General features: G+C 62.8%; 16 protein-coding genes. 8 read left to right on the top strand and 8 right to left on the bottom strand.

The window, feature by feature from the left end:
• Window positions 1-6: 6 nt before the first annotated feature.
• The 6 genes from QX034_RS18465 to QX034_RS18440 all read right to left on the bottom strand — a co-directional run bounded on the left by QX034_RS18465 (window position 7) and on the right by QX034_RS18440 (window position 8,583).
• A complete protein-coding gene (locus QX034_RS18465) occupies window positions 7-1,332 on the bottom strand; it encodes a glycosyltransferase (protein WP_315750964.1) in 1,326 nt (441 codons plus the stop codon).
• 244 nt (window positions 1,333-1,576) lie between these two features.
• Entirely contained in the window at window positions 1,577-2,713 is a 1,137-nt protein-coding gene (locus tag QX034_RS18460; RefSeq protein WP_315701088.1) for a TMEM143 family protein, read from the bottom strand.
• 280 nt (window positions 2,714-2,993) lie between these two features.
• Window positions 2,994-4,532, bottom strand: a complete 1,539-nt coding sequence (locus QX034_RS18455; protein WP_315750959.1) for a SpoVR family protein — start codon at window positions 4,530-4,532, stop codon at window positions 2,994-2,996.
• A complete protein-coding gene (locus QX034_RS18450; RefSeq protein WP_315701090.1) occupies window positions 4,529-5,803 on the bottom strand; it encodes a YeaH/YhbH family protein in 1,275 nt (424 codons plus the stop codon). Before QX034_RS18450 ends, QX034_RS18455 begins: the two co-directional genes overlap by 4 nt.
• Window positions 5,804-5,827: 24 nt before the next feature.
• Window positions 5,828-7,771 (bottom strand): PrkA family serine protein kinase, encoded by a 1,944-nt coding sequence (locus QX034_RS18445; RefSeq protein WP_315701091.1) that lies wholly within the window; start codon window positions 7,769-7,771, stop codon window positions 5,828-5,830.
• A 161-nt stretch (window positions 7,772-7,932) separates the two neighbouring features.
• Window positions 7,933-8,583, bottom strand: coding sequence for a hypothetical protein (locus QX034_RS18440; protein ID WP_315701092.1), 651 nt, complete (start codon window positions 8,581-8,583; stop codon window positions 7,933-7,935).
• Between the two features lie 559 nt (window positions 8,584-9,142).
• Between QX034_RS18440 and QX034_RS18435 the strand changes: the two genes are divergently transcribed.
• The 6 genes from QX034_RS18435 (at window position 9,143) to QX034_RS18410 (ending at window position 16,652) form a co-directional block, all read left to right on the top strand.
• Window positions 9,143-11,989 carry a bifunctional transaldolase/phosoglucose isomerase gene (locus QX034_RS18435; protein ID WP_316195658.1) on the top strand — a complete coding sequence of 949 codons (2,847 nt, stop codon included), beginning with the start codon at window positions 9,143-9,145 and terminating at the stop codon, window positions 11,987-11,989.
• Between the two features lie 17 nt (window positions 11,990-12,006).
• Window positions 12,007-13,035: a phosphogluconate dehydrogenase (NAD(+)-dependent, decarboxylating) gene (gnd, locus tag QX034_RS18430; protein WP_315767233.1), complete on the top strand. Its 1,029-nt coding sequence runs from the start codon at window positions 12,007-12,009 to the stop codon at window positions 13,033-13,035.
• 3 nt (window positions 13,036-13,038) lie between these two features.
• The gene (gene zwf, locus QX034_RS18425) at window positions 13,039-14,553 is read left to right on the top strand and encodes a glucose-6-phosphate dehydrogenase (RefSeq protein ID WP_315701095.1); all 1,515 of its coding nucleotides are present in this window, start codon (window positions 13,039-13,041) and stop codon (window positions 14,551-14,553) included.
• 77 nt (window positions 14,554-14,630) lie between these two features.
• Window positions 14,631-15,308: a 6-phosphogluconolactonase gene (pgl, locus tag QX034_RS18420; protein WP_315701096.1), complete on the top strand. Its 678-nt coding sequence runs from the start codon at window positions 14,631-14,633 to the stop codon at window positions 15,306-15,308.
• Entirely contained in the window at window positions 15,289-15,840 is a 552-nt protein-coding gene (locus QX034_RS18415; RefSeq protein WP_315701097.1) for a gluconokinase, read from the top strand. The genes pgl and QX034_RS18415 overlap by 20 nt, the downstream gene beginning before the upstream one ends.
• On the top strand, window positions 15,840-16,652 hold the full coding sequence (locus tag QX034_RS18410) for an HAD family hydrolase (protein ID WP_315701098.1): 813 nt from the start codon (window positions 15,840-15,842) through the stop codon (window positions 16,650-16,652). Before QX034_RS18415 ends, QX034_RS18410 begins: the two co-directional genes overlap by 1 nt.
• A gap of 26 nt (window positions 16,653-16,678) precedes the next feature.
• Here QX034_RS18410 and QX034_RS18405 read toward each other — a convergent pair whose 3' ends face one another.
• Both QX034_RS18405 and malQ read right to left on the bottom strand, forming a co-directional pair.
• The gene (locus QX034_RS18405; protein WP_315701099.1) at window positions 16,679-18,490 is read right to left on the bottom strand and encodes a glycoside hydrolase family 15 protein; all 1,812 of its coding nucleotides are present in this window, start codon (window positions 18,488-18,490) and stop codon (window positions 16,679-16,681) included.
• A 52-nt stretch (window positions 18,491-18,542) separates the two neighbouring features.
• Entirely contained in the window at window positions 18,543-20,498 is a 1,956-nt protein-coding gene (gene malQ / locus QX034_RS18400) for a 4-alpha-glucanotransferase (RefSeq protein WP_315701100.1), read from the bottom strand.
• Between the two features lie 349 nt (window positions 20,499-20,847).
• Between malQ and treS the strand changes: the two genes are divergently transcribed.
• Window positions 20,848-24,147 (top strand): maltose alpha-D-glucosyltransferase, encoded by a 3,300-nt coding sequence (gene treS, locus QX034_RS18395; RefSeq protein WP_315701101.1) that lies wholly within the window; start codon window positions 20,848-20,850, stop codon window positions 24,145-24,147.
• Complete coding sequence (glgB, locus tag QX034_RS18390) at window positions 24,144-26,288, top strand: 1,4-alpha-glucan branching protein GlgB (RefSeq protein WP_315701102.1); 2,145 nt, start codon at window positions 24,144-24,146, stop codon at window positions 26,286-26,288. Before treS ends, glgB begins: the two co-directional genes overlap by 4 nt.

Raw genomic sequence — 26,288 nt, 5'->3', positions numbered from 1 at the left:
TGCCGGCTATCCGGCCGACAGCCTTGCCCCGACATCGGGCGTCCTCTGCGCATTGACGACCTGATTGATGATACGAAGCACCTCTGAGCGCGTGTCGAGCTTGGCGAATTCACGCGCCATCCTCCTGGCCCGGGCGCGATAGTTCGGCCGATCGAGCACGGCCCTGACCGCCTCGCGTACCGCTTGCGGGGTGGGCTGATTGGTGGCGAGATCGATGCCGACGCCGGACCAGGCGACACGCATGTTCACGTCCGCCTTGTCTTCGGTCAGACCCGCGCTGACGATCGGCAGCCCGTAGCTCAAAGCCTGGTTGACGCTGCCATAGCCGCCGTTGGTGACGAACACGTCCGCCTTCGCCAGCGCCCATTCGAACGGCAGAAAGCGGGATACGCGAGCGTTGGCGGGAATCGCTCCTGGAATGGTGTCCGTCGGACGGCCGCCGGTGGTCACCATGACCAGCAGATCCTTTTCGTCGGCAAGCGCCGCGAGCGTCGGTGCTACCAGAAGCCCGAAATCGTGATTGGCGACTGTTCCCTGCGTGACCAGGACGACCTTGCGCGAACCGCCGAGATCATCCGCCCACGGCGGCAGCGGCGCCTGATTTGGGACGATCGGCGGCCGGCCCACGAAATGGACCGTCGGAGGCAGTTTGCGGGGGAATTCGAAGCCCGGTACCGTCAGCTGGAGATAGACATCGGCAAGTACGGAAACGGAATCGAACATCACCATGTCCAGCGGACGGCCGCCGAGCTCCGCCAGAATCTCGTTCAACCGACGGCCGACTGGCTCGTTGACGGCACGATCGTAATCCCTGGCGATCTCAGCATAGCGTTTGCGCTCGGCCTGCGTGGTGGCATGTGGCAGCCCGAGAAAATGCGGCGCGCCGTCATCTCGCGTCGAATGCAGGATCGACGTTCCACAGAGCACGACAGGAGGCCGGTTCGCACGCGGGCCGAGCAGCATCGGCAGCACGCCGAAGACCATGTCGTCACCGACGATGACGTCGGGTTGGCCGTCGCGCAACGCCTGCTGCAAGCCCTCGTATTGCGCCGGAATAGTTTCCACGAAGACCCGTTGTAGACACAGCCGCAGCCATTCCGGACCAGGCTCCATGGTCTTCAGCTCGGGCGCAATCGCATGAACATCGCTCGGATCGATATCGGCACCGTCCGGAAGCGCCCTGAACCTCGCTCCACTCGCCTCGACCCGCTGACGCAGCCTGCTTCCTGTCAGAATCGTCACCTCATGCCCGTCCTCGAGGAGGTCGTGGGTGATCGAAAGCAAAGGATTGAGATGACCGGTCGCGGGCGTCGAAGCGATCAGAACTTTCATGGGGGTCTCCTCCTGCCGTGAATATCGGCACGGAAGAGCGGCTCGCGCCCATTTTCCCGTGTCGATCCGGTGAAGGACATTGTCGCCGCAGCGCTACAATTGAGCTGCCGACGCCAGGAAAACGGTTACGCACGAAATCCAATTGCGACCAGCGGACACAATCGCCCGGCCCGCACCCGCCTCGTCGGTCGGCAGGTCCATGCGGCCAGAGGACAATCAAATCCGTCCCCAACCGGAGTTGGGATCAGGTGCGTAGAAGGGCGACCCAGTTGCGCTCGAGCCCTGTGAGCGCATCCGCCAGCGGCAGCACGGCGAGATGGTTGCCGTCCTTGCGGAGCAGGCCAAGGCTCGTTAGCCGAGCCAACGCGTCGTCAACACCAAATGTGATCTGCAGGCCGAACCGCTGCATCACAAAATCCTCGGCGCGCAACTTCACTTCGTCGCGGCTCAGCGATGCGGGCGGCGCGAGCAAGCTGCAATAAGCGAGCAGTGCTTCTTTCCAGTCCTGCTCCTCAGCCTCGCCGATCAGATAGTTGAAAATCCCGGAATTGTTGTTGACGTTGCGGTAATAGATGTTGTCGGTAAGCTGCTTCTGATGGATCAGCGACTGGCGATGGAAATTGCTCCATTGCCGCAGAACGAATGCGCCCAGCGCGAACAGACCACTGATCGCGGCCAGCGCCTGCTCGGCGTCATTGTCGTGCAGCTTGCCGCTGAGGCCGAGATAGAAGCCGGCGACAACGAATAAAACGGTCAGGGTCGAGGCGAGCTTGAGCAGGATCGGCACGCCGCCGACCAGCGCCGGCACGCCGAGGGTCAGCTGGTCGCGGATCCCCATCACGACGCGCACGTTCGGAAACAGCGCCTCCAGGTCCCAGCGCGGGATGTGGCGGAAATATTTGAACAGCACGGCGCCACCGCGAGCCTTCGTCGTGCTACGGCGGGCGCTCAGCAGCGATAGACGCGGCTCCGCGCCTGCGATGTCCGGCCTGGTCGCGACCATCAGCACCACGTCGTCATAGACTTCGACCTCGACCGAGCGGCGGCGCAAGCCGAACAGGGACGGGATGGATACCGTTTCCCGGTGGTACCCGCGGCGGAACATTCGGACATCCCGATAATCCCCGAGCGGCACCTTGACCTTGACCCGCACCAGCGCGTGCTCGGCGAACGCGCGCAGGATCTCCTCGTGACCGATCTCGACGAAGTTGGCCTCGGTGAGAACGCGGACAAATTCCTCGCGCAGATCGCGATAGGCGGATTCGAGCGACTCGGCAGAGAGATGCCCGGGTGGCCTCAACTCCGGATCGAAATAGAAATAGGTCTGTCGCAGCCGGTCGAGCTCGGTGAAATATTGGTGGTGGAGGATGGCACCGAGCATCTGAGCGAACTGCCGGAGCTGCCTCGCCCGATCGTCATTCAAGCCAAAATGGGCGATGACCCCGTCCAGAATGTCCGACTTCCGCAAGGGAATGAAACGATCCCGCGGCCCAGACAAGGCCGCACCATCATCCGGCTCACTCACACAGTCCCTGCCAAAGGTTCGGATATGGCCCCGAGGCCGGCGAGAAGCTTCCCGGCCCTTCTCGTCGCATCATAACCCGAAAAATAGCGAGGTTGCGACGAGAGAATCTAGCAGGCATCACGGAGCGGCGGCCGCGTCAGGCGGCCGCCGGTTGTATCCGCGGATTGAGCACATACTCCTTCAGCACCTTGTCGGTCGCTGCATCGACTTCCGTGAGCGAGACGTCGTAAGTCCAGAGGTCGGCGAGATGCTGCAGGACGCGCTTGGTATCCGTCTCGTTAAGCTGCGCGCCCTTGACGACGGTGTGACGCAGCATCAGCCGGCGGTCGCCGGCGAGGTCGACATCGATCACCTCGATATTGGGATCGATATATCCGACGTCATACTGCTTGGATAATTCGCGGCGGATGCGGCGATAGCCGCGCTCGTCGTGAATGGCATCGACCCGGATGCCGGCGCGCTCGGCCGGATCGTCGTGCAGGTGGAAGAGGCGCAACTGCCGCATCAGATGCGGGCTCATGAACTGGCTGACGAAGCTCTCGTCGCGATAGTTGGCCCAGACATCGCGCAGCACGGCCATCGCGTCCCCAGTGCCGGCGATCTCCGGGAACCATTCGCGATCCTCGTCGGTCGGCTGGGTCACGATGCGCTCGATATCCTGCATCATCGCAAAGCCGAGCGCGTAAGGATTGAAGCCGGAGAAGCGCGGATCGTCAAACTCCGGCTGAAACACCACATTGGTGTGCGACTGCAGGAACTCCAGGAAGTTGCCGTCGGTCAGGCGCCCGTCCTGGTGCAGCCGGCTCATGATCCGATAATGCACGTAGGTCGCTGTGCCCTCGTTCATGACCTTGGTCTGGCCCTGCGGATAGAAGTACTGCGCGATATGGCGCACGATCCGCAGGAGCTCACGCTGCCACGGGGCGAGGCGCGGCGCGGTCTTTTCCAGGAAGTAGAGCAGGTTCTCCTGCGGCAAGCCGAGCAGCGCGCGGCGTCGCTCGACATTGAGGACGGCCTTGGTCTTGGCCGGTCCGCTCGGCACCGTGCGCCACAGATCGTTGAAGGCAGCCTCTTCATAAAGCCTGCGCTTGCCGGCCCGCTTCTCCTCGTCCCGCAGATCGAGCTTCTTCTTGCCGGGATAGCGATCGACGCCATGCGACATCAGCGCATGCGCGGCATCCAGCGTGTGTTCCACCGCGAGCCGGCCATGCCGCTCCTCGCATTGCGCGACATAGCCGCGGGCGAATTCGAGATAGTCGAGGATGCCGTCGGCGTCGGTCCACTGCTTGAACAGATAATTGTTCTTGAAGAAGTGGTTGTGACCGAAGGCCGCATGCGCGATGACCAGCGTCTGCATCGTCGCCGTGTTCTCCTCCATCAGGTAGGAGATACAGGGCGAGGAGTTGATCACGATCTCATAAGCGAGCCCCATCAGCCCCTTGCGGTAAGAGGCTTCGTGGAACGCGAAGTGCTTGCCGAACGACCAGTGCTTGTAGAACAGCGGCATGCCGACCGAGGAATAGGCGTCGAGCATCTGCTCGGCGGTGATCACCTCGATCTGGTTGGGATAGGTGTCCAGCCCGAGCTCGCCACGTGCGATGCCCTCGCAGACATCGTGGATGCGCTGCAAGGTCGCAAAATTCCAGTCCGCGCCTTCGAACAGAAGCTCGCTCATGAGGCGGCCCTTTCCTGGGTCTTGCGGCGCTGAAACAGGTCGTGGAAGACCGGAAAGATCTCGCTGCGGTCGCGCACCTTGCGCATCGACAGCGGCTCGCCCCCCGCGCGCAGCCGCTCATAGAGCGACCACAATGCCGAGTCCGGCATTTCGAACGAATAGGTGCCGGACTCGCCGACCTCCAGATAGGCAAAGAATTGCGACACCGGCAGGATGTTGCTGGTCAGGATGCGCGCGACGTTCTCGGAATCCGAGGTCGCATTGTCGCCGTCGGAGGCCTGCGCCGCGTAGATGTTCCAGTCTGACGGGCTGAAGCGCGACCGGACGATCTCGTGCATACATTGCAGCGCGCTCGACACCAGCGTGCCGCCCGAGGCCGGACCATAGAAAAAGGTCTGCTCGTCAACCTCCTCGGCACGATCGGTGTGGCGGATGAAGACGATCTCGACGTGGCGATAGCGCCGCGTCAGAAACACGTAGAGCAGCATGTAGAACCGCTTGGCGAGGTCCTTCATGTGCTCGGACATCGAGCCCGAGACGTCCATCAGACAGAACATGACGGCCTGCGCAATCGGCTTCGGCACCGTCTCGAATCTGCGGTAGCGGATATCGATCGGATCGATGAATGGGATGCGCTTGGCCTTGGCCTTCAAGGCCTCGATCTTGGCCGCCAGCGCTACGCGGCGCTCTTCATCCGTCTCCTCCGCCAGTTCGGCCTCCAGCTCTGCAATCTCCTCCGGCCGCGGCCGCCTGAGCGCGACGCGGCGCGCGAGCGCGCGGGTGACGGTACGGCTGATCGAGATGTTGGCGGGCGAGCCGGAGGTCGCATAGCCGGCGCGCTGCAGGCCCTCGCTCTCGGCCTCGGCGAATTTGCGCTTGGCGAGATCGGGAAGTTCGAGATCGTCGAGGAAGAGATTGACGAACTCTTCCTTGGTGAGCACGAAGCGGAACGCGTCCTCGCTGTCGCCCTGTCCCGGCGCCGATTTCCGACCGCTGCCCTCGCCGGACCGCGGCAGGATGTCGCCTTCGACGAACTTCTTGTTGCCCGGCAGCACCATGTCACGGGTGCCGCCTTCGCGGCGAAAGCGCGGCTCGTCCATGCCGTCGAGCGGGATGCTCACCTCCCCGCCCTCCAACACGTCTTTGATGTCGCGGTCCTGCGACGTCTTCTTGACCGCGCCCTGGACCAGCGCCTTGGCCCTGCGCAAAAATCGCTGACGGTTCTCCAGACTCTTGCCGCCGGGATTCAGGCGCCGATCAATGATGTGCATGACCACGTTTCATACGCCTCCGTCTCAGCCGGCCTGCTTCACGCGCATGTACCACTCGACCAGGCGGCGCACCTGCCGCTCGGTGTAGCCGCGCTCGACCATGCGCGCGACGAAGTCGGCGTGCTTCTTCTCGGTCTCGCCGTCCTTCTTGGTCCCGAACGAGATGACCGGGAGAAGATCCTCGACTTGCGAGAATATCCGCTTTTCGATGACTTCGCGGATCTTTTCGTAGGAGGTCCAGCCGGGATTTTTGCCGCCGTTCTGGGCCCGCGAGCGCAAAGAGAACTTGACAACCTCGTTGCGGAAGTCTTTCGGATTCGCAATCCCAGCCGGCTTCTCGATCTTGGTCAGCTCCTGGTTCAACAGCTCGCGATTGAGCAGCTGGCCCGTATCGGGATCCTTGAAATCCTGATCCTCGATCCACGCGTCCGCGTAATCGACATAGCGGTCGAACAGGTTCTGGCCGTAATCGGAGTAGGATTCCAGATAGGCCTTCTGGATCTCGTGACCGATGAACTCGGCGTAACGCGGGACGAGGTCGGCCTTGATGAATTCGAGGTAGCGCTTCTCGACTTCTTCCGGCAGTTGCTCGCGGCGGATCGACTGCTCCAGCACATACATCAGGTGCACGGCATCCGCCGAGATTTCCGCGGTGTCGTGATTGTAGGTCGCAGCCAGAACCTTGAAGGCAAAGCGGGTGGAGACGCCGTCCATGCCCTCGTCGACGCCGGCGGCATCGCGATATTCCTGGACGCTGCGCGCCTTGGGATCCGACTCCTTCAGGCTTTCGCCGTCATAGACCCGCATCTTGGCGTAGAGCGTCGAGTTCTCGTGCTTGCGCAGGCGTGACATCACCGAGAAGCGGGCCAGCGTATCCAGCGTCGCCGGCGCGCAAGGCGCGGTGGCGAGTTCGGAGCTCTGGATCAGCTTTTCGTAGATCTTGCGCTCCTCGGTGACACGCAGGCAGTACGGCACCTTGATCACGCAGATGCGGTCGATGAAGGCTTCGTTGTTCTTGTTGGTCTTGAAGCTCTGCCACTCCGCCTCATTGGAATGGGCGAGAATGATGCCGTTGAACGGGATCGCACCGATATTCTCGGTCCCGATGTAATTGCCTTCCTGCGTCGCGGTCAGCAGCGGATGCAACATCTTGATCGGCGCCTTGAACATCTCGACGAATTCAAGCACGCCCTGGTTGGCGCGGTTAAGCCCGCCGGAATAGCTGTAGGCGTCGGGATCGTTCTGCGCGTAAGTCTCGAGCTTGCGGATATCGACCTTGCCGACCAGCGAGGAGATGTCCTGGTTGTTCTCGTCGCCCGGCTCGGTCTTGGCAATGCCAATCTGGCGCAACCGCGACGGCTGCAACTTGGCCACGCGGAATTGCGAGATGTCGCCGCCGAACGCTTCGAGCCGCTTGTAGCACCACGGGCTCATCAAGCCGGTGAGCCGGCGGCGCGGAATGCCGTACTTCTCTTCCAGCATCGGCCCGAGGGCATCGGGGTCGAACAGCCCGAGCGGCGACTCGAACACCGGACTCAACTCATCGCCGGCCTTGAGCACGTAGATCGGATGCACCTCCATCAACTGCTTCAGGCGCTCGGCGAGCGACGATTTGCCGCCGCCGACCGGTCCGAGCAGATAGAGGATCTGCTTGCGCTCTTCCAAGCCCTGCGCGGCGTGGCGGAAGAATCCAACGATACGCTCGATCGTATCTTCCATCCCGTAGAAGCCGGAAAACGCCGGATACATCCGTATAGTCCGGTTCAAAAAGATACGGCCAAGGCGTGGGTCCTTGGCCGTGTCGATCATCTGAGGCTCACCGATCGCAGCTAGTAGTCGTTCAGCGGCATTCGCATATCGCATCGGGTCGGTTCGACACGATTCAAGATATTCCGCCATCGACATGTCGGTCTGGCTTCTCGCCTCGAACGACCTCGCGAACGCGTTGAACAACGAATCGTTGTACATGATCCCTCTCCACGTAGGTTCCGCTGCACTGCTGCAACGAGGCGAGATCAGACTACGTTCCTCCTGATCTCGACACCGACTCAGAGTGAAGCGCGCCAGCCCCTATTGGGCACCCTCTTGACCCTCTTCCGCAACGCAAAGCGCAAGCAGCAACTGCCCTATCAACAAGCAGTTCGCTCAATAGTTCGGCAAAATCGAGCCGTAGCGGTCATTTGTAACCCATTGTCTCTGCTTCGCAACATCCGCAAAACCCCGGCACGCTCGTCGCCTTGCGCCGCACAAGACATTGTGAAGCCGGGCAAACCTCGCCGCCCTTGCGCGACGGCATCAGTCTCCTGTCGCACGTGAACCGCGGCTGAACGCAGATCTTCCCTGAAGCGACGAATATTTGGAACGAATCTCGCGCGGTCCCTGCAGCCCATGATGCCGAGACATCGAGGAGTCGTATTGAGGAAGATCAGATCGAAGCTGGAGATCGCGCTTGCCTGCACCAAGCTCGTGGCCGGGAGCCGGATCTGCTCTCCAGGCTGCGTTCGCGCGAACACGATGATCAGCAAGCCGAGAGCCGGCGCCGTCGTGAATGTTCGTGGCGTTGCTGCGGCTATCCCGCCGAGTTTAGTTCGAGCCGCTCGTGCGATCACATGTTGGCCGAAGATGCGCAGGGCGCAATCAGCTACGCCCATCCCGTCGGTAGGGATGGCTGCGGCAACGACGACAAGATCCTTCCTCTCGTCAGCACCGATATCAGTGATCGCACAGACGTCCTCACTGGTCGTAAGGAGCTTGCGACTCTCAGACACAAACAACACCATCTCGAATCAAAACATGTGATGATGTTGTTGGCTTTGCAAGGAGAGCAAGAATGCTTCGAAGCAATTTAATTTGTTGTTTTGCTCAGCGTGCTGTCCGCCATTGGCGGCATTTTCGTGGCCTCGGACGCCAGCAGCGACCGACCATTGTACTGGTGGTGCACGGCTCTGCGTTGCTCGCCATCGTCGCATCCGACGGGGGGCCACAACGTCAACCGCCGCATTGGCCAGATCTCAAGCGGCGGCCTCGAACGCGCGGCATGTGGCAATACGATGAAAGCGCAGAACATCACCTTGGCAGATCCGCGATCCGGATTCATGGAAAGCGGAGAAAGGCAGCGAGCTCCGAATCGCCGAACTGCGGCGAAAGGCTATCTGCAGGCCCCGACGCGCCGAGCCGCGGGGGCGGGCGGCTCGCATCCGCCGGGTTTTCACAGGGATCAATCCGATATGAATGGCGTTATCCGGGGTGGTAGCGCATAGTCGTCAGGGGCCCGCCCGGGCCGGTATCCTGCCCGCCCCGGAACCCAAAAAAGCAAGCCAGCGCACATAGATAGGCACCATGAATCCCGTCAAAACACTCGAACAGCACGGCCAGGCAGTCTGGCTCGATTTCCTCGCCCGCGGCTTCATTGCGAAAGGCGACCTGAAGCGGCTGATCGACCAGGACGGCGTCAAAGGGGTGACGTCCAACCCGTCGATCTTCGAAAAAGCGATCGGCAGCTCGGACGAATATGACGCGCCGATCGGCAAGGCGCTGAAGAGCGGCGACCGCTCGGTCGCAGACCTGTTCGAGGCGCTGGCCATCGAAGATATCCGGCATGCCGCCGACGTGCTGGACCCGGTCTACGATCGCTTCGACGGCAACGACGGCTTCGTCAGTCTCGAGGTCTCGCCCTATCTGGCGATGGACACGAAGGGCACGATCGCCGAGGCGAAACACCTCTGGAAAGCGGTCGATCGCAGGAATCTGATGATCAAGGTGCCGGCCACCGATGCCGGCCTGCCGGCGATCCAGCACCTGATCTCGAAGGGCATCAGCGTCAACATCACGCTCCTGTTCTCGCAGGCGGTGTATCGCCAGGTCGCCGAAGCCTATCTGGCGGGCCTCGAGGCCTACGTTGCCGACGGCGGCGATCCGTCCCACGTCGCCAGCGTGGCATCGTTCTTCGTCAGCCGCATCGACACCATGGTTGACAAGCAGCTGGACCAGAAGATCGCTCAGGCCAACGATCCGACCGAGAAAGAGCGGCTGGCCGACCTGAAGGGGCGTATCGCCATCGCCAACGCCAAGATGGCCTATCAGGACTACAAGCAGCTATTTGCCGGGGAGCGCTGGGAGCGACTTGCCGCCAAGGGCGCCAAACCGCAGCGGTTGCTCTGGGCCTCCACCGGCACCAAGAACAAGGATTACAGCGACGTCCTTTACGTCGAGGAGCTGATCGGGCCGAACACCGTGAACACGGTCCCGCCGGCGACCCTCGACGCCTTCCGTGATCACGGCAAAGTACGCGACAGCCTCGAGGAGAATGTCGAAGACGCGCAGGCCGCGCTCGAGGAGCTGGAGCGGTCCGGTATCTCGCTCGACCAGATCACGGCCGATCTGGTCATCGATGGGGTCAAGCAGTTCGCCGATGCCGCCGACAAGCTCTATGGCGCGGTCGCGCACAAGCGGGCCAAAGTCCTCGGCGTTGAGCTTGGCGAACAGACGGTCGCAACGGCGGCCGACCTCGGCAAGAAGATCGAGAAAACCACCGAGGAGTGGCGGGCGGACGCCAAGATCCGCCGCCTCTGGTCGAGGGACTCCGCGATCTGGACCGGCCACGACGAGCATAAATGGCTGGGCTGGCTGACCAGCCCGGCAAAAGCCGATCTCGCCGATTACGAGGATTATTCGCGGCGCGTGAAAGGACAGAAATTCTCCGACGCCGTGGTGCTCGGCATGGGCGGCTCGAGCCTGGGGCCCGAGGTGTTCGCCGAGACTTTCCCGCGCAAGGCCGGCTTCCCCAAGCTGCATGTGCTCGATTCGACCGATCCGGCGCAGGTACGCGCGATGGAGAAGGCGATCGATATTTCGAAAACCCTGTTCATCGTCTCCTCGAAATCGGGCGGCACCACCGAGCCGAATGCAATGAAGGATTACTTCTTTGCGCGGGTGTCCGAGGCGATCGGCGCGGCCAAGGCCGGCCACCGCTTCATCGCGGTCACCGACCCCGGCTCGTCGTTGGAAAAGGCGGCCAAGCACCAAGGCTTCGCGCGCATCTTCTATGGCGAACCGAGCATCGGGGGCCGCTACTCCGTGCTTTCCCCCTTCGGTCTGGTGCCGGCGGCGACAGCCGGAATCGAGGTCAAGAAGCTGATCACGCACGCGCTGTCGATGGTGCGCTCCTGCGGGGCCGATGTGCCACCGCACGAGAATCCGGGCGTACAGCTTGGGCTCGCCATGGGCCTCGCGGGTCTCGAGGGCCGCGACAAGGTGACGATCTTCGCATCGCCGAAGCTTGCCGATTTCGGCGCCTGGGCGGAGCAGCTGATTGCGGAATCGACGGGCAAGGAGGGCAAGGGCCTGATTCCGATCGACGGGGAGCCGCCCGGGGAGCCCGCGCTTTACGGCGACGACCGCTTCTTCATCGACATCCGCACCGAGGGCGAACAGGACGCCGCCCATGAGGAGAAGTTGGCCGCGCTGGAACAAGCCGGCCATCCGCTGGCGCGGATCGTGGTGAAATCGATCGACCACATCGGCCAGGAGTTCTTCCGCTTCGAGATGGCGACCGCGGTCACCGGCGCCGTGCTGGGGATCAACCCGTTCGATCAGCCGGACGTCGAATCCGCAAAGATCAAGACGCGGGAGCTCACTGCCGCGTTCGAGAAGACCGGTGCGCTGCCGGAGGAAGAGCCTGTGATGTCGGCCAAGGGCTGCGAGCTCTACACCGACGCGCACAATGCGGAGGCGCTGCGCGGGCATGGCGCCGACGGCAGCCTGGCCTCCTGGCTCAAGGCACATCTCGCGCGCGCCGGCGAACGGGACTATGTCGCCCTGCTCGGTTATATCCAGCGCAACGAAGGCAACATCGACGCGCTGCAGGCCATGCGACTCAAGTTGCGCGATGCCAAACATGTCGCCACCTGCGCCGAGTTCGGCCCGCGCTTCCTGCATTCGACCGGCCAAGCCTACAAGGGCGGCCCCGACAGCGGTGTGTTCCTGCAGATCACCGCTGACGACGCCAAGGACTTGCCGATCCCCGGCTGGAAGGCGAGCTTCGGCGTGGTCAAGGCGGCGCAGGCGCGTGGCGATTTCGACGTGCTGACCGAGCGCGGCCGCCGTGCGCTCCGCGTACATCTGAAAGGCGATTTGAAGTCCGGCCTGAAGATGCTGGATGCCGCGATCACGGACGCGCTGAGTTAAGTACAAGGAAGCAAGTGATGCAGCTCGGCATGATTGGCCTTGGGCGGATGGGCGGCAACATCGTCCGCCGCCTGATGCGCGCAGGACACTCTACCGTCGTTTATGACCGCGACCCGAAAGCGGTCGCGGCGCTCGCCGCGGACGGATCGATCGGTACTGGTGGTTTGGACGAGTTCGTTGCCAAGCTCGACAAGCCTCGTACCGTTTGGGTCATGCTGCCGGCGGGCAAGATCACTGAGGCGACCATCGAGCAACTCACCAAGCTGATGGAGCCCGACGACGTCATCATCGACGGCGGCAACAGCTTCTGGCAGGATGACGTTCGCCGCGGCAAGGCTCTGAAGGAGCGCGGCCTGCATTATGTCGACGTCGGCACGTCCGGCGGCGTCTGGGGCCTGGAGCGCGGTTATTGCATGATGATCGGCGGCGAGAAGGCCGTGGTGGACCGGCTCGATCCGATTTTCGCCGCGCTTGCTCCGGGCGTCGGCGAGATCTCGCGTACGCCCGGCCGTGACAAGCGTGACCGACGCGTCGAGCAGGGATATCTCCATGCCGGTCCGATCGGTGCTGGCCACTTCGTCAAGATGATCCATAACGGCATCGAATATGGCCTGATGCAGGCCTATGCCGAGGGGTTCGACATCCTCAAGAATGCCAGCAGCGAGGTGCTGCCGGCCGATCACCGCTTCGATTTCGATCTTGCCGATATCGCGGAGGTCTGGCGCAGGGGCAGCGTCATCCCATCCTGGCTGCTCGATCTCACCGCGATCGCGCTCGCAAGGCAGCCCAGCCTCGAGACATATTCGGGCTTTGTGGAAGATTCCGGCGAAGGCCGCTGGACAGTGAACGCCGCGATCGACGAGGCCGTGCCGGCCGAAGTGTTGACCGCAGCGCTGTTCGCCCGCTTCCGCTCCCGACAGGAACACACATTCGCAGAAAAAATTCTATCCGCAATGCGGGAAGGGTTCGGTGGCCACAAGGAGCCCGAGCAGCATGCTGATCCGGCGCGCCAAGCGGCCCCCGAGATGGTCAAGCCAAAGGCATGAGCGATGGCGAACGGATCATATGAGTATCAGAAGCCGGACTCCTGCGCCTTCGTGATCTTCGGCGTGACCGGGGATCTCACCCATCGCCTCGTGATCCCTTCGCTCTATAATCTCGCCGCCGCCAATCTGCTGCCGGATCGCTTCTGCATCGTCGGCATCACCCGCAAAGGTATGCCGAGCGAGAAGCTGCGCGACGACCTGATGGAGGGTTTGCGCAAATTCGCGACCCGGCCGATCGAGGACGAGATCGCGAAGCGGCTGCTCCAATGCGTCACCGCGATCGAGGCCGATCCATCGGAGCCCGACAGTTTCGATGCGTTGAAGTCACGGCTGGAGAAGCTGGAAGCCAATCGCGAGACCGGCGGCAACCGTCTGTTTTATCTGGCGACGCCACCCAGCGCGTTTGCGCCGATTGCCCGCCAGCTCGGCCGCGTCGGCCTGCTGCGTGAGGAAGGCGGCGCGTGGCGGCGGCTCGTGGTGGAGAAACCTTTCGGCACCGACCTCGCCTCCGCCAAGGCACTCAACGACGAGCTCCTGAAGCTCGTGACCGAGCACCAGATCTACCGGATCGATCACTACCTCGGCAAGGAGACGGTGCAGAACATCCTGGTGCTGCGCTTTGCCAATGGCATGTTCGAGCCGATCTGGAACCGCCACCACATCGACCACATCCAGATCACGGTCGAAGAGAAGCTTGGCGTCGGCACCCGCGGCAGCTTCTATGATGCGACCGGCGCGCTGCGCGACATGGTCCCGAACCATCTTTTCCAACTGTTGTCGCTGGTCGCCATGGAGCCTCCGGCGCGGTTCGATGCGCATACCGTGCGCTCGGAGAAGGCGGAGGTGCTGTCCGCGATCCAGATCCAGACCGAAGCCGAGGCGCTGCAAAACTCGGTCCGAGGCCAATATACCAGCGGTCACATCGGCGACACCAGGCTTCCCGACTATCGCAGCACCCGGGAGGTCGATCCGGAAAGCACGACCGAGACCTATGCCGCGCTGAAGCTCACGATCGACAATTGGCGCTGGGCCGGCGTGCCGTTCTACTTGCGGACGGGCAAAGCGCTCGGCCTGAAGCGCACGGAAGTTGCGATCAAGTTCCGCCAGGCGCCGTTCGCGATGTTCAGCTGCACGCCGGTCGAGACGCTTGCCGAGAACTATCTCGTCATCGGCATCGAGCCTGCCCAGGGTATCACCCTGCAGTTCAACACCAAGGTGCCGGGGCCGTCGGTCCGCACCGACGGCGTGCAGATGAAGTTCAACTACAAGGACTATTTCCAGGCCGAGCCCGCAACCGGTTACGAAACGCTGATCTATGACTGCATGATTGGTGACAATATCCTGTTCCAGCGCGCCGACAGTGTGGAAGCTGGCTGGAGGGCTGTGCAGCCATTCATCGAGGCGTGGAAGAAGGCCGGCCATCACGGCCTGCAGACCTATGCAGCCGGCAGCGACGGCCCGGCCACCGCCGCCGAGCTGCTGACGCGCGACGGCCGCAGCTGGCGAAAGCTCGATTGACGATGTCGGGTTCAGGACGCCAGCTGGTTCGTCTCGCCGACAAGGAAGCGATGGCGAGGGCGGCCGCCGAGCACTTGTTGGCGCAGATCGATGCCAATCCAGGCCGTGTCGCAATCTGCCTCACCGGCGGCTCCAGCCCGAAACAGTTGTATCAGTTGCTGGGGGCCGAGCCCTTCCGTCGCCGCCTGCCATGGGATCGCGTCCACTGGTTCATAGGGGACGAGCGCTTCGTCGCGCCCGGCGATGCACTCCACAACATGACAATGGCGCGGCAGGCGTTCCTGGACGCCTGCGCACCGGCTGCGAATATCCACCCTATTCCGACGGGAGCAGGGGATGTGCATGAGAGCGCCCGCGCCTATCAGCGCACGCTGCAGGAATTTTACGGTGCAGATGCCCTCGATCCGGCGCGACCACTGTTCGACCTGGTGCTGCTCGGCATCGGGCCGGATGGGCATGTCGCCTCACTCTTCCCCGGCTTTCCGGCCACCGAGGTGCGCGATCGCTGGGTCGTTGGCGTCGGAAAGGCCAACGTCGCACCGTTGGTACCTCGGGTGACCCTGACCTTCCCCGCCCTGAACGCCTGCCGCAAAATGCTGTTCGAGGTGGCGGGCGCGGACAAGCGTTCGATCTTGACGCGCGTGCTTTCGGGCGAGAATCTGCCGGCCAATCACGCCCGTTCGGATCAGGAGACCATCTTCCTGATCGATGCGGCGGCCTGGCCGGAGAACTTGAGTGAACAACCTGACGTCTGACCTGCCTTCCGCACTGGTGATCATGGGCGTGTCGGGCTCAGGAAAAAGCACGATCGGCGAAGCACTGAGTGCCCGGCTCGGCTGGCGCTACGAAGACGGCGATCGTTTTCACCCCGCCGCCAACGTCGCCAAGATGAGCGCTGGCCATCCCCTGACCGACGCGGATCGGTGGCCTTGGCTGCAGGCGATCGCGGCCGAAATCGAGCGCTGCCGCGCCGCCGGCGAGCACGTCATCATTGCCTGCTCGGCGCTCAAGAAGGCCTATCGCGACATCCTCGTGCATGGCCGCGACGACATCCGCATGGTCTACCTCAAGGGCAGCGAGGCGCTCATCGCGGACCGGATAGGTCATCGCAAGGGGCATTTCATGCCGCCCGGTCTCCTTGCCAGCCAATTCGCGACCTTGGAACCACCTGCCGATCAAGAGCATCCCGTCACGGTCTCCGTCGACGCACCGGTCGAGGTGATCGTGGATCGCATCTTGCAGCAGCTCGACATCGATCCAGGCTATCAGCCAAACAGGAGTTCCTGATGTCCCGTATTGCGCTCGTCGTCTCGGACGTCGACGGCACCCTGCTGACCAAAGACAAGGTCCTGACCGATCGCGCGCGGAGCGCAGCTCAGCGCCTGCACGAGGCAGGCATCGCCTTCACCATCACCTCAAGCCGGCCCGCGATCGGCATGCGCTTCCTGGTCGAGCCGCTGCAGATCAGCCTTCCGGTCGGTCCTTTCAACGGCAGTTCGATCGTCAGCCCCAACATGGATCCGATCGAGCAGAGCCTGATCCCGCGATCGGCCGCGGAGCGCAGTCTCGATCTGTTCCATCAGTTCGGCGTCGATACCTGGCTGTTCACCAACGATGCCTGGCTGACGCGCAAGCCGGATGGCGACTACGTGCCGAACGAGAAGCGCGCGATCCGGGCCGATCCGACCGTCATCGACGACTTCTCGCCTTACGTCTCCGACGCCTGCAAGATCGTGGGCTCGAGCCGAGATTTCGAACTCCTGGTCCGCTGCGAGGGGGCGATGCGCGAGGCCCTCGGCGCCGAGGCGCTCGCCGTGCGCTCGCAAAGCTATTATCTCGACATCACCCCGCCCGGCCGCGACAAAGGCACCTTCGTCACCGCGACCGCCGAGCGGCTCGGGATTCCGCTGGAATCCGTCGCGACCATCGGCGACATGCACAACGACGTCGCGATGTTCAAGGTGAGCGGGTTATCGATTGCGATGGGCAATGCCAGCGACGACGTGAAGGGCTATGCCAGCCGTATCACCACCTCGAACGAGGATGAGGGCTTTGCCAACGCGATCGAGATGATCTTGGGCGAGAACGCCAAGCGTTAAGACGCGGGGCCGCTGTGTTTTAACTATCAGGACTCCGACCGCTGTATGGCCGGCTTCTTGCTCATGGCTTTCGCAGCGCTCAGATTGTGCGCAGTATTGATAAGCGCGATGTGCGTCAAGGCCTGCGGGAAGTTCCCGGTCTGACGCCGCGCGCGGGTGTCGTACTCCTCGGCGAGCAGCCCGACATCGTTGGCGATCTCGACCACACGCGTGAACAGGGCTTCGGCCTTCGCGGCGTTGCCCGCAAGAACATGTGCGTCGGCGAGCCACAGCGTGCAGGCCAGAAACGCGCCTTCGATCGGCTCCTGCTCATCGGCCCGCAGCTCGCGGGGGTCGTGGCGCAGCACGAAACCGTCTCGCATCAGATGACGCTCGACCGCTTCGACGGTGCCGCGAATGCGCGCGTCCGAACACGGCAGGAAGCCAACCGCCGGCAGCAACAACAGGCTCGCGTCGAGCAGTTTCGAACCGTAGGACTCGACAAAGGTGTTCAGCGCGGAATCGAAGCCTTTCGCGCACACATCCTCGTGGATCGTCTCGCGCAGGCGGCACCAGCGATCGAGCGGCGCGTCGAGATCGAACTTCTCCGCGCTCTTGATCGCGCGATCGAACGCCACCCAGGCCATCACCTTGGAGAAAACGTAGTGGCGGCCATCCCCGCGGATTTCCCAGATGCCGTGATCGGGCTCGTCCCACACATCCGTGAGATGATCCAGCACGGCGCATTCCAGCGCCCAGGTGCCATCATAGAGCTTGAGCTTGGCCATGCGCGCCTGATGGAAGGCGTCGATCAGTTCTCCGAAGACATCGATCTGCAGCTGCGCATGCGCGGCATTGCCGATCCGCACCGGCTGCGACCCTTCATAGCCCGAGAGCCACTCCGCAATCCATTCGGTCAGCCGCCGTTGTCCCATGATGCCGTACATGATCTGCATATGAGCCGGAGCTCCGGCTGCGGCGCGCAACAGCCAATTGTGCCACGCCACCGCCTCTTCGGTATAGCCGGAGTTCATCAGCGCCAGCAGGGTGAAAGTCGCATCGCGCAGCCAGCAGAACCGGTAGTCCCAGTTCCTCTTGCCGCCGAGCTTCTCCGGCAGCGACGTGGTCGGCGCCGCCACGATGCCGCCGGTCGGCGCATAGGTCAGCGCCTTGAGCGTGATGAGCGAGCGCAGCACGAGCTCGCGGCAGTGGCCCCGATAGCTGCAGTGGCTGGACCAGCTGTGCCAGAACTTTTCGGTGTCGGCGAGGGCGCAATCAGGATCGATCGGGCGCGCCGGCGGCAGGTGCGATGGCGTATAGGTCAGCACGAAGGGCACGGTCTCGCCCGTCTTGACCGTGAAGTCGGCGACCGTTGTCATGTTTTCACCGCGGGTTTCGACCGGGGTGCGCAACACCGCCATGTCCTGCCCGCAGATCGCGAGCAGCGCGGTACGGTCCTCCGAGCGCCTGACCCAGGGAATATCGACGCCGAAGCCGAAGCGAATGATCATATCCATCCGCATCGTCACAGTGCCGCTGACGCCCCGAACCATTCGGACGATGTCCGAGGCGTGGCCGCGCGGAGGCATGAAGTCGATCAGTTCGACCACGCCTTCATCCGTCTCGAACCGCGTTTCCAGGATGAGGGTGTCGCCGCGATAGCGCCGGGAGCAGCTCTTGACCTCATCCTTGGGCGCGATCAGCCAGCGACCGTTATTGTGATCGCCCAGCAGAGCTGCAAAGCAGGCATCCGAATCGAAAGCTGGCCAGCACAGCCAGTCGATCGATCCATTGCGGCTGACGAGCGCAGCGGTCTCACAATCGCCAATCAGGGCATAGTCTTCGATTCTGCAGGACATTCCACCCTCTGATGCAAACGCCCACCATGTCAGAGTGCCCCGCTCTGTTCGGTTACTTCATCGCCGCCGCACTGATCCGCTCGGCGGTTGCCGTCGTCAACGCGGTGCAGTCCACAGCGTTGGTGATGTCTTCCAATGCAACTGGAATTTTCTGGCGCCAGTTCGGATGCTCATCGATGGTGCCGGGAATATTGGGCTGATCGACCACGCCGAGCAGATCCTCCAGCGAGATGGCCAGCAGGCGGGAGCGCGTACGGGACAGGAAGCCGATGGCCGAATAGACATCGTTCTTGTGGATCGCGTTGTGCCCCAGCACCTCGTCCAGCATGCCGAGCGCACGCCAGCGTTGCTCGTCGGTCTCGCCGGGATCGATTCCCAGCGACCGCTTGGTCTTGAGGTCGCCGAACGAGCGCCAGCCGGCGTAGGTCGAGAGATCGTGTGTGTTCAGCGTCACCAGTGCATTCGGCGGGTAATAATCGACGTCACGGAAATGGCCGTTGTCTTCGCGCTCGAAGATCAGGACCTTATAGGACCAAACGCCCCAGTCGACCATCTGCTCGCGAAAACCTTGCGGCACCGTGCCGAGGTCTTCCCCGATGACCACGCATGCGTTGGCGTCGCTTTCCAGTGCAGTGGCCGCAAGCAGCGCATCGAACGGCATCTGCACATAGGCGCCTTGCCGCGCCGGAAAGCCATGCGGCACGAGATAGAGCCGCTTCAATCCGAGGACGTGATCGAGCCGGATCGCGCCGGCGTGGCGCATCGAGGCGCGGATCATCTCCCTGAACGGCTCGAACGACCTGAGCTCGAGACCCGGCGCATTGAAACCGGCAAGGCCCCAGTTCTGTCCGAGCGTGTTCAACGGGTCGGGCGGCGCGCCGACCGATAAGGTTCGCGAGATCGCCTCCTGCTCGTTCCAGGCATCGAAACCGTCGGCCTGCACGCCCACGGCCACGTCGAGATAGAGCCCGACCTTCATGCCGAGCCGGCCGGCGAGCTCCTTACAGGCGCGCAATTGGCGCTCAGCAAGCCATTGCACATAGGCCACGAAGTCGGCTTCGTCGCGCTCAGGGCCTTGCAGCAGCTTACGGCATCGGGCCGCATCTGGCTGCCGCCATTCCTGCGGCCACTCCCACCAGGGCTGATTGAACCGGTGACGCAGCACCTCGAAGCAGCAGAACCGTTCGAGGAGCTCGCCGCGTTCAGCGCGATAGGCTGCGAACTCAGCCGCATCCGCGGCCGCACCGCCACGACGAAAGGCGGCGAAAGCTGCGCGCAAGGCCGGCCACTTCAAGGCCGCAACGTTCTTATAATCCACATGCTCGGTCTGCCTGACGGCCTTCAGCCCGGCACGATCGATCCCGCCCTGGAAACCCGGCGCCTTCTCGACATCGATGTAAAGTGCATTGAGAAACAGCCGGCTGTTCGGCGCATAAGGACTGAAGTCCCCGGGCCGGTCGTCGAACAGCGCATGCAGCGGATTGAGCCCGACCCCATCGGCCCCGAGCTGCGCGCCAAGCTCGACCAGGCCGGCAAGATCGGTGAAATCGCCCATGCCCCAATTGCGGCCGGAGCGAATGCTGTAAAGCTGCACGGCAAGCAGCCAGCCGCGGTCGAAGTCGCCACCGAATGCCTTCTGCGGTGCCACGATCAGCGGTAGCTCCTCACGGCACAATGACGCATCGATGAGTTGCAGCCGATAGGAGCCGACAGGAAGATCGTCCGGCCACTCGATCATCGGCTCGTCGGCCTTGCCGACCGCAATCGGCTCGTCTCCGCTTCTGATGGTCCAGCTGACCGGCAGCTTGGCGGCCTCGCCGAGCCGACTGCGCGCCGGCTGACCGGTACGAATCACCACGGTGCCGTCGAGCAGCCGGCGCGGCGTCGGTTGGGGAAAGGCTTCGATGATGATCTTCAGCGCTGCTTCATCGGTGACATGGCGGCGCCCCTGACCATCGAAAAATTCGGTCAGGATTCCGAGGCTTTGGGCTTGGCTGAAGAGATCCATTCGGCACGCAGTTTCCCCGCAACGGGGTCAGACGTCACGGAATTGTTGTGGGACCACAAGAGGATAGTCTCGCCTAACGCACCGCCCGGCCTTGGGTTCCGCAGGGAACCAAGGCCGGACGAGCGGCTTTGTATAGGGTCGGCGTCTCGTTTCGGCAACGAAACGGGACGTCAGTTTCTTGTCAATGGCATCACCGTGAACAAATTCTCTCAAACCGTCGGGAGCGGCTCCATTCCCGACCGATTTTCCCCTATTTTGCCCTCTTGTCGGGAGAGCCGCATCCGGCGGATCGAACCCACCTTTCTCTCTGTCCGCCACTTCGTCCGCAGCTGAGAAGCGTGAGGGTCTCATGAACCTTTTGTCGTCCCTGGATGCGACCGATCTCGCCCCCGACCTGGAAGGCGACGGCCTCTGGTACAAGGATGCCATCATCTACCAACTGCACGTGAAGGCCTTCGCCGACAGCAACAATGACGGCATCGGCGACTTCGTCGGGCTGACCGAGAAGCTCGATTATCTGCAGGACCTCGGCGTGACGGCACTCTGGCTGTTGCCGTTCTATCCCTCCCCCGGCCGCGATGACGGCTACGACATCTCCGATTACGGCAGCGTCAATCCCGATTTCGGGACGATGAAGGATTTCAAGCGCTTCATCCAGGAGGCGAAGCGCCGGGGCTTGCGGGTGATCACCGAGCTCGTCGTCAACCACACCTCGGACCAGCACCACTGGTTCAAGCGCGCCCGCCGAAGCGCGCCGGGCTCGAGTGCCCGCAACTGGTATGTCTGGAGCGATACCGACCAGAAATATCTGGGCACGCGGATTATTTTTACGGACACCGAGAAGTCGAACTGGACCTGGGACCATGAAGCCGGCCAGTTCTACTGGCATCGTTTCTTCTCGCACCAGCCGGATCTCAATTTCGACAATCCGCGCGTGGTCAACGCCATCATCCAGGTGATGAAGCGATGGCTGGACGCCGGCGTCGACGGCTTCCGGCTGGACGCCATTCCCTATCTCTGCGAGCGTGATGGCACCAACAACGAGAACCTTCCCGAGACGCATGCCGTCATCAAGCGGCTCCGGACCGAGCTCGACAATTACGCGCAAGGCAAGCTCTTGCTCGCCGAAGCCAATCAGTGGCCGGAGGATGTGCAGGAATATTTCGGCCAGGGCGACGAATGCCACATGGCCTATCATTTCCCGCTTATGCCGCGCATCTATATGGCGATCGCCCAGGAAGACCGTTTTCCGATCACCGACATCCTGCGCCAGACCCCGGACATTCCGACGAACTGCCAATGGGCGCTGTTCCTGCGCAACCATGACGAGCTGACGCTGGAAATGGTTACCGATGTCGAGCGCGATTATCTGTGGTCGACCTATGCCAACGATCCGCGGGCGCGGATCAATGTCGGCATCCGCCGCCGGCTCGCCCCCTTGATGGATAATGATCGGCGCAAGATCGAGCTGATGAACTCGCTCCTGCTGTCGTTCCCGGGCACGCCGATCATCTATTACGGCGACGAGATCGGCATGGGCGACAACATCTATCTCGGCGACCGCAACGGTGTACGCACGCCGATGCAGTGGACGCCGGACCGCAATGGTGGCTTCTCGCGCGCCGACCCTGCCCGGCTCTACGCGCCGATGATCATGGACCCGGTCTATGGCTATGAGGCGGTCAATGTCGAGGCGCAGTCGCGTAGCCTGTCCTCGCTGTTGAATGCCACCAAGAAGCTGATCTCGGTGCGCAAGAGCACGCTCGCCTTTGGCCGCGGCGCCATGAGCTTCATCCGGCCGGCCAACCGGGCGGTGCTCGCCTATGTCCGGCAATATAAGGATGAGGTGATCCTTTGCGTCGCCAACCTCTCACGCTCGGCGCAGGCGACCGAGCTCGATCTCTCCGCATTCAAGGACCGCATCCCGATCGAGATGCTGGGCCGCTCGCGCTTTCCCGCGATCGGCGAGCTGCCCTATATGATCACGCTGGGGCCTTACGGCTTCTACTGGTTCCAACTGAAGGAGCGCGACAAGTCCGAGCCGGTCGTCCAGCGCGTGGTGCCGGAATTCGAAACGCTGGTGGTGCCGCTCGGCTCCACCTGGGTGTCGCTCGCGCGCACCCGCAGCGTCTTCGAGCGCGACGTTCTACCGGGCTTCCTGGCACGGACCCGCTGGTACCCCGTCCACCAGGCAGAGGAGATTCATCCGACGCTCACCGCCGCGATTCCATTCTGCGATATCGGCGACAATCGGCCCTGGCTGATCTTTTTCAAAGCCGCGGAACGGCCGCAGTCGCTTCGCTATCTGCTGCCGATGCAGATCGAATGGGTGCGCTTCGACCGGGAGCGTTACAATCCGCAAGCCTTTGCCGCCGTCCGCCAGGGCGCGCGCGAAGGCACCTTGCTTGATGTCCCGACCAGCCCAATCTTCCTGGCGCTGCTGCTGCGCAATCTGCGGCAGTCGCTGACGGTGGAAGAGAACGGTCTGCGGCTGGAATTCCGCCCGACCAGCAGATTTCCCCACAAGCCGATCCGCGAAACGGACCAGATCAAAGTCATCGAGACCGATCGCTGCAGCAGCAAGGCCGTGGTCGACAGCGCGTTCTTCATCAAGATCTACCGCCAGCTCGAGGCCGGCCCACATCCCGAGATCGAGATCGGCCGCTTCCTCACCGAGATCGCCCCCTTCCCCAATGTCCCGCCGCTGCTCGGCAGCGTCGAGCTGATCCACGAGGACGAACATCAGGCGGTCGGGATCGTACACGGCTTTATCGAGAATCAGGGCGACGGCTGGACCGTGAGCGCGGCTTACCTCGATCGTTTCATCGACGAACAGCGCATCCGGGCGACGAACGACGACCCGCGCTCGAGCCAGGAACAGCCGCCTTACCTGCGCTATATGATGCAGGCCGGCCGTCGCGTCGGCGAACTGCACGCCGTGCTCGCATCGCGCGCAGACCTCCCTGATTTCGCGCCCGAATCGATCCGCCCCGATGATATCGAGCATTGGGTCGACGGCATCCGCGCCCAAGCCGACCGGGTGTTCGCGACCTTGAGTGAGCGCCGTGACCGCTTCAAGGACGCCGACCGCGCCCTGGTCGATCAGGTGCTCGCAAGACAGTCAGATCTCTCCGAGCAGCTCGGTGCGCTGCGGCCCCAGGACATTGATGGTCTCAAGATTCGCGGTCATGGCGACTTCGATCTGAGACAGGTCCTGATCGTGAAGGACGACATCTTCATTGTCGACTTCGACGGCGACGAAGAGCTGCCGCTCGCCGAGCGCCGTCGCAAGACGCCGCCGGCGCGCGACGTTGCCGGCTTCGTCCGGTCGATCGATTGCTCGGCGCGGGCAGCGCTCGAGCGCGCCCTGGCCACCGCTTCCGACGATCATGGCCGGCTCGGTACAGCGCTGATGGCTTGGCGTGATCACGCTGTCGCCGCCTTTCTGGCCGGATACCGCGAGATCAAGGCGAATCAACGCCTCTGGCCGGCCGATCCACACGCGGCCGAGGCAATGTTGCGCTTTTTCATGCTGGAAAGGGCTGTCGCAGAACTCGATTATGATCTGGCTCACCGGCCAGATCGGCTGCGTATTGCTTTCAGTAACCTGCTTCGCGTTATGTCTCTGTCAGCCAGCGAGTCCTCATGACCCATCTTTCCCCCGAGGCGTTTGCGATCATTGAGGGTCGGCATGCCGACCCGTTTCGCTATCTCGGCCAACACCTAGTTGAGGATAAGACGGTCGTCCGCGCGCTGCTGCCCGAAGCGTCGCGCGTTGACGTGGTCGGCGAACACGGTGAGGTCGCGCCGCTGGCGCGTATCCACGAATCCGGCCTGTTCGCCGGGGCGATCGCAGGCGGCCCGCAACGCTACCGCCTGCGGGCGCATTTCGGCGAGCACGTGGTCGACCTCGATGATCCCTATCGCTTCCCGCCGATCTTGAGCGATTTCGACCTGCATCTGCTCGGCGAGGGCACGCACCAGCGGTTCTACGACAAGCTCGGCGCACATCCGATGGTGCTGGAGGGCGTCGACGGCGTCGGTTTCGTCGTGCTCGCGCCGAACGCACGGCGGGTCAGCGTGGTCGGAGATTTCAACTTCTGGAATGCGCGGCGGCATCCGATGCGGGTGCGGGGCAATGGCTACTGGGAGCTGTTTATTCCGCACGCCAAGACCGGCGACAAATACAAATTCGACATCATCGGCCCGCATGGCGAGCACCTGCCGCTCAAGTCGGACCCGATGGCTTTCGCGGCCGAACTGCGCCCGAAGACGGCTTCGATCGTGATCGACGAGACCAGGCTGCCGCACCCGCAACCGGCGCCATCCGGCATCAACGCGCTGGACAGGCCGATCTCGATCTACGAAGTGCATCTCGGCTCCTGGCGACGCAAGGCGGGGGATCAGTGGCTGAGCTATCGCGAGCTCGCCGAGCAATTGCCGAGCTATGCCCGCGACATGGGCTTCACCCATATCGAGTTCTTGCCAGTCAGCGAGCACCCGTTCGACGGCTCCTGGGGCTACCAGCCGACAGGCCTGTTCGCGCCGACCAGCCGGTTCGGCAGCCCGGAGGACTTCTGCGCTCTCGTCGATGCCTGTCATCGTGAGGGGCTCGGCGTCTGGCTCGACTGGGTCCCCGGCCATTTCCCCGACGATCCACATGGGCTCGGCCATTTCGACGGCACCGCGCTTTATGAGCACGCCAACCCGATGCAGGGCCGCCATCTCGATTGGGGCACCCTGATCTACAATTATGGCCGCACCGAAGTTGCGAACTTCCTGCGCTCGAACGCGCTGTTCTGGCTTGAGCGCTATGCGATCGACGGGCTGCGCGTCGATGCCGTCGCATCGATGCTCTATCTCGACTATAGCCGTCCCTCGGGCGGCTGGATCCCGAACAAATATGGCGGACGGGAAAATCTCGAGGCCATCGAGTTTCTTCGTCGCGTGAACACCGAAGTGTTTCATCATTTCCCCCAAGCCACCACCGCGGCGGAGGAATCCACGGCCTGGCCGCAAGTGTCACGCCCGGTCGAGCTCGGCGGCCTCGGCTTCGGCTACAAGTGGAACATGGGCTGGATGCACGACACCTTGCGCTACATCAGCAAGGATCCGATCCACCGCAAATATCACCACGGCGAAATCCTGTTCGGCCTGCATTACGCATTTTCCGAGAATTTCATCCTGCCGCTCTCGCACGACGAGGTCGTGCACGGCAAGCGCTCGATCCTGGGCCGGATGCCGGGCGACGACTGGCAGCGCTTTGCCAACCTGCGCACCTATTACAGCTTCATGTTCGGCCATCCCGGCAAAAAGCTCCTGTTCATGGGATGCGAGCTCGCCCAGGAGCGCGAATGGAACCACGATCAGTCGCTCGACTGGCATCTCCTCAGCCAACCGAAATATGCCGGCATCCAAGCGCTGATCCGAGACCTCAACCGGCTCTACCGCAATCAGCCTGCGCTGTACGAGCGCGATTGCGAGCCGGACGGTTTCGAATGGCTCATCACCGACGATGCCGACCGCAACGTGTTCGCCTGGCTGCGCAAGGGGCGCGACCCGCGCGCGCGCTGCGTCGTCGTCGTGAATTTCTCGCCGAACGTGTATTATAACTACAAAGTCCGCGTGCCCTTCGGTGGCATATGGCGGGAAGTTTTCAATTCGGATTCCGTTCATTACGGCGGCAGCAATGTCGGGAATGTCGGCGAGGTCCATGCCTCTGAAGGTCAAAACGAGCTCAACCTCATCCTCCCTCCCCTGGCAGCGGTATTTCTCGTCCCGGAAGGCTGA

It is taken from the genome of Bradyrhizobium sp. SZCCHNR3119 (genome assembly GCF_032487775.1).
In the GTDB taxonomy this organism is placed as follows: Bacteria; Pseudomonadota; Alphaproteobacteria; order Rhizobiales; family Xanthobacteraceae; genus Bradyrhizobium.
Note: the sequence above shows the minus strand (reverse complement) of the source record. Positions and strands in the feature narration are given on the sequence as shown.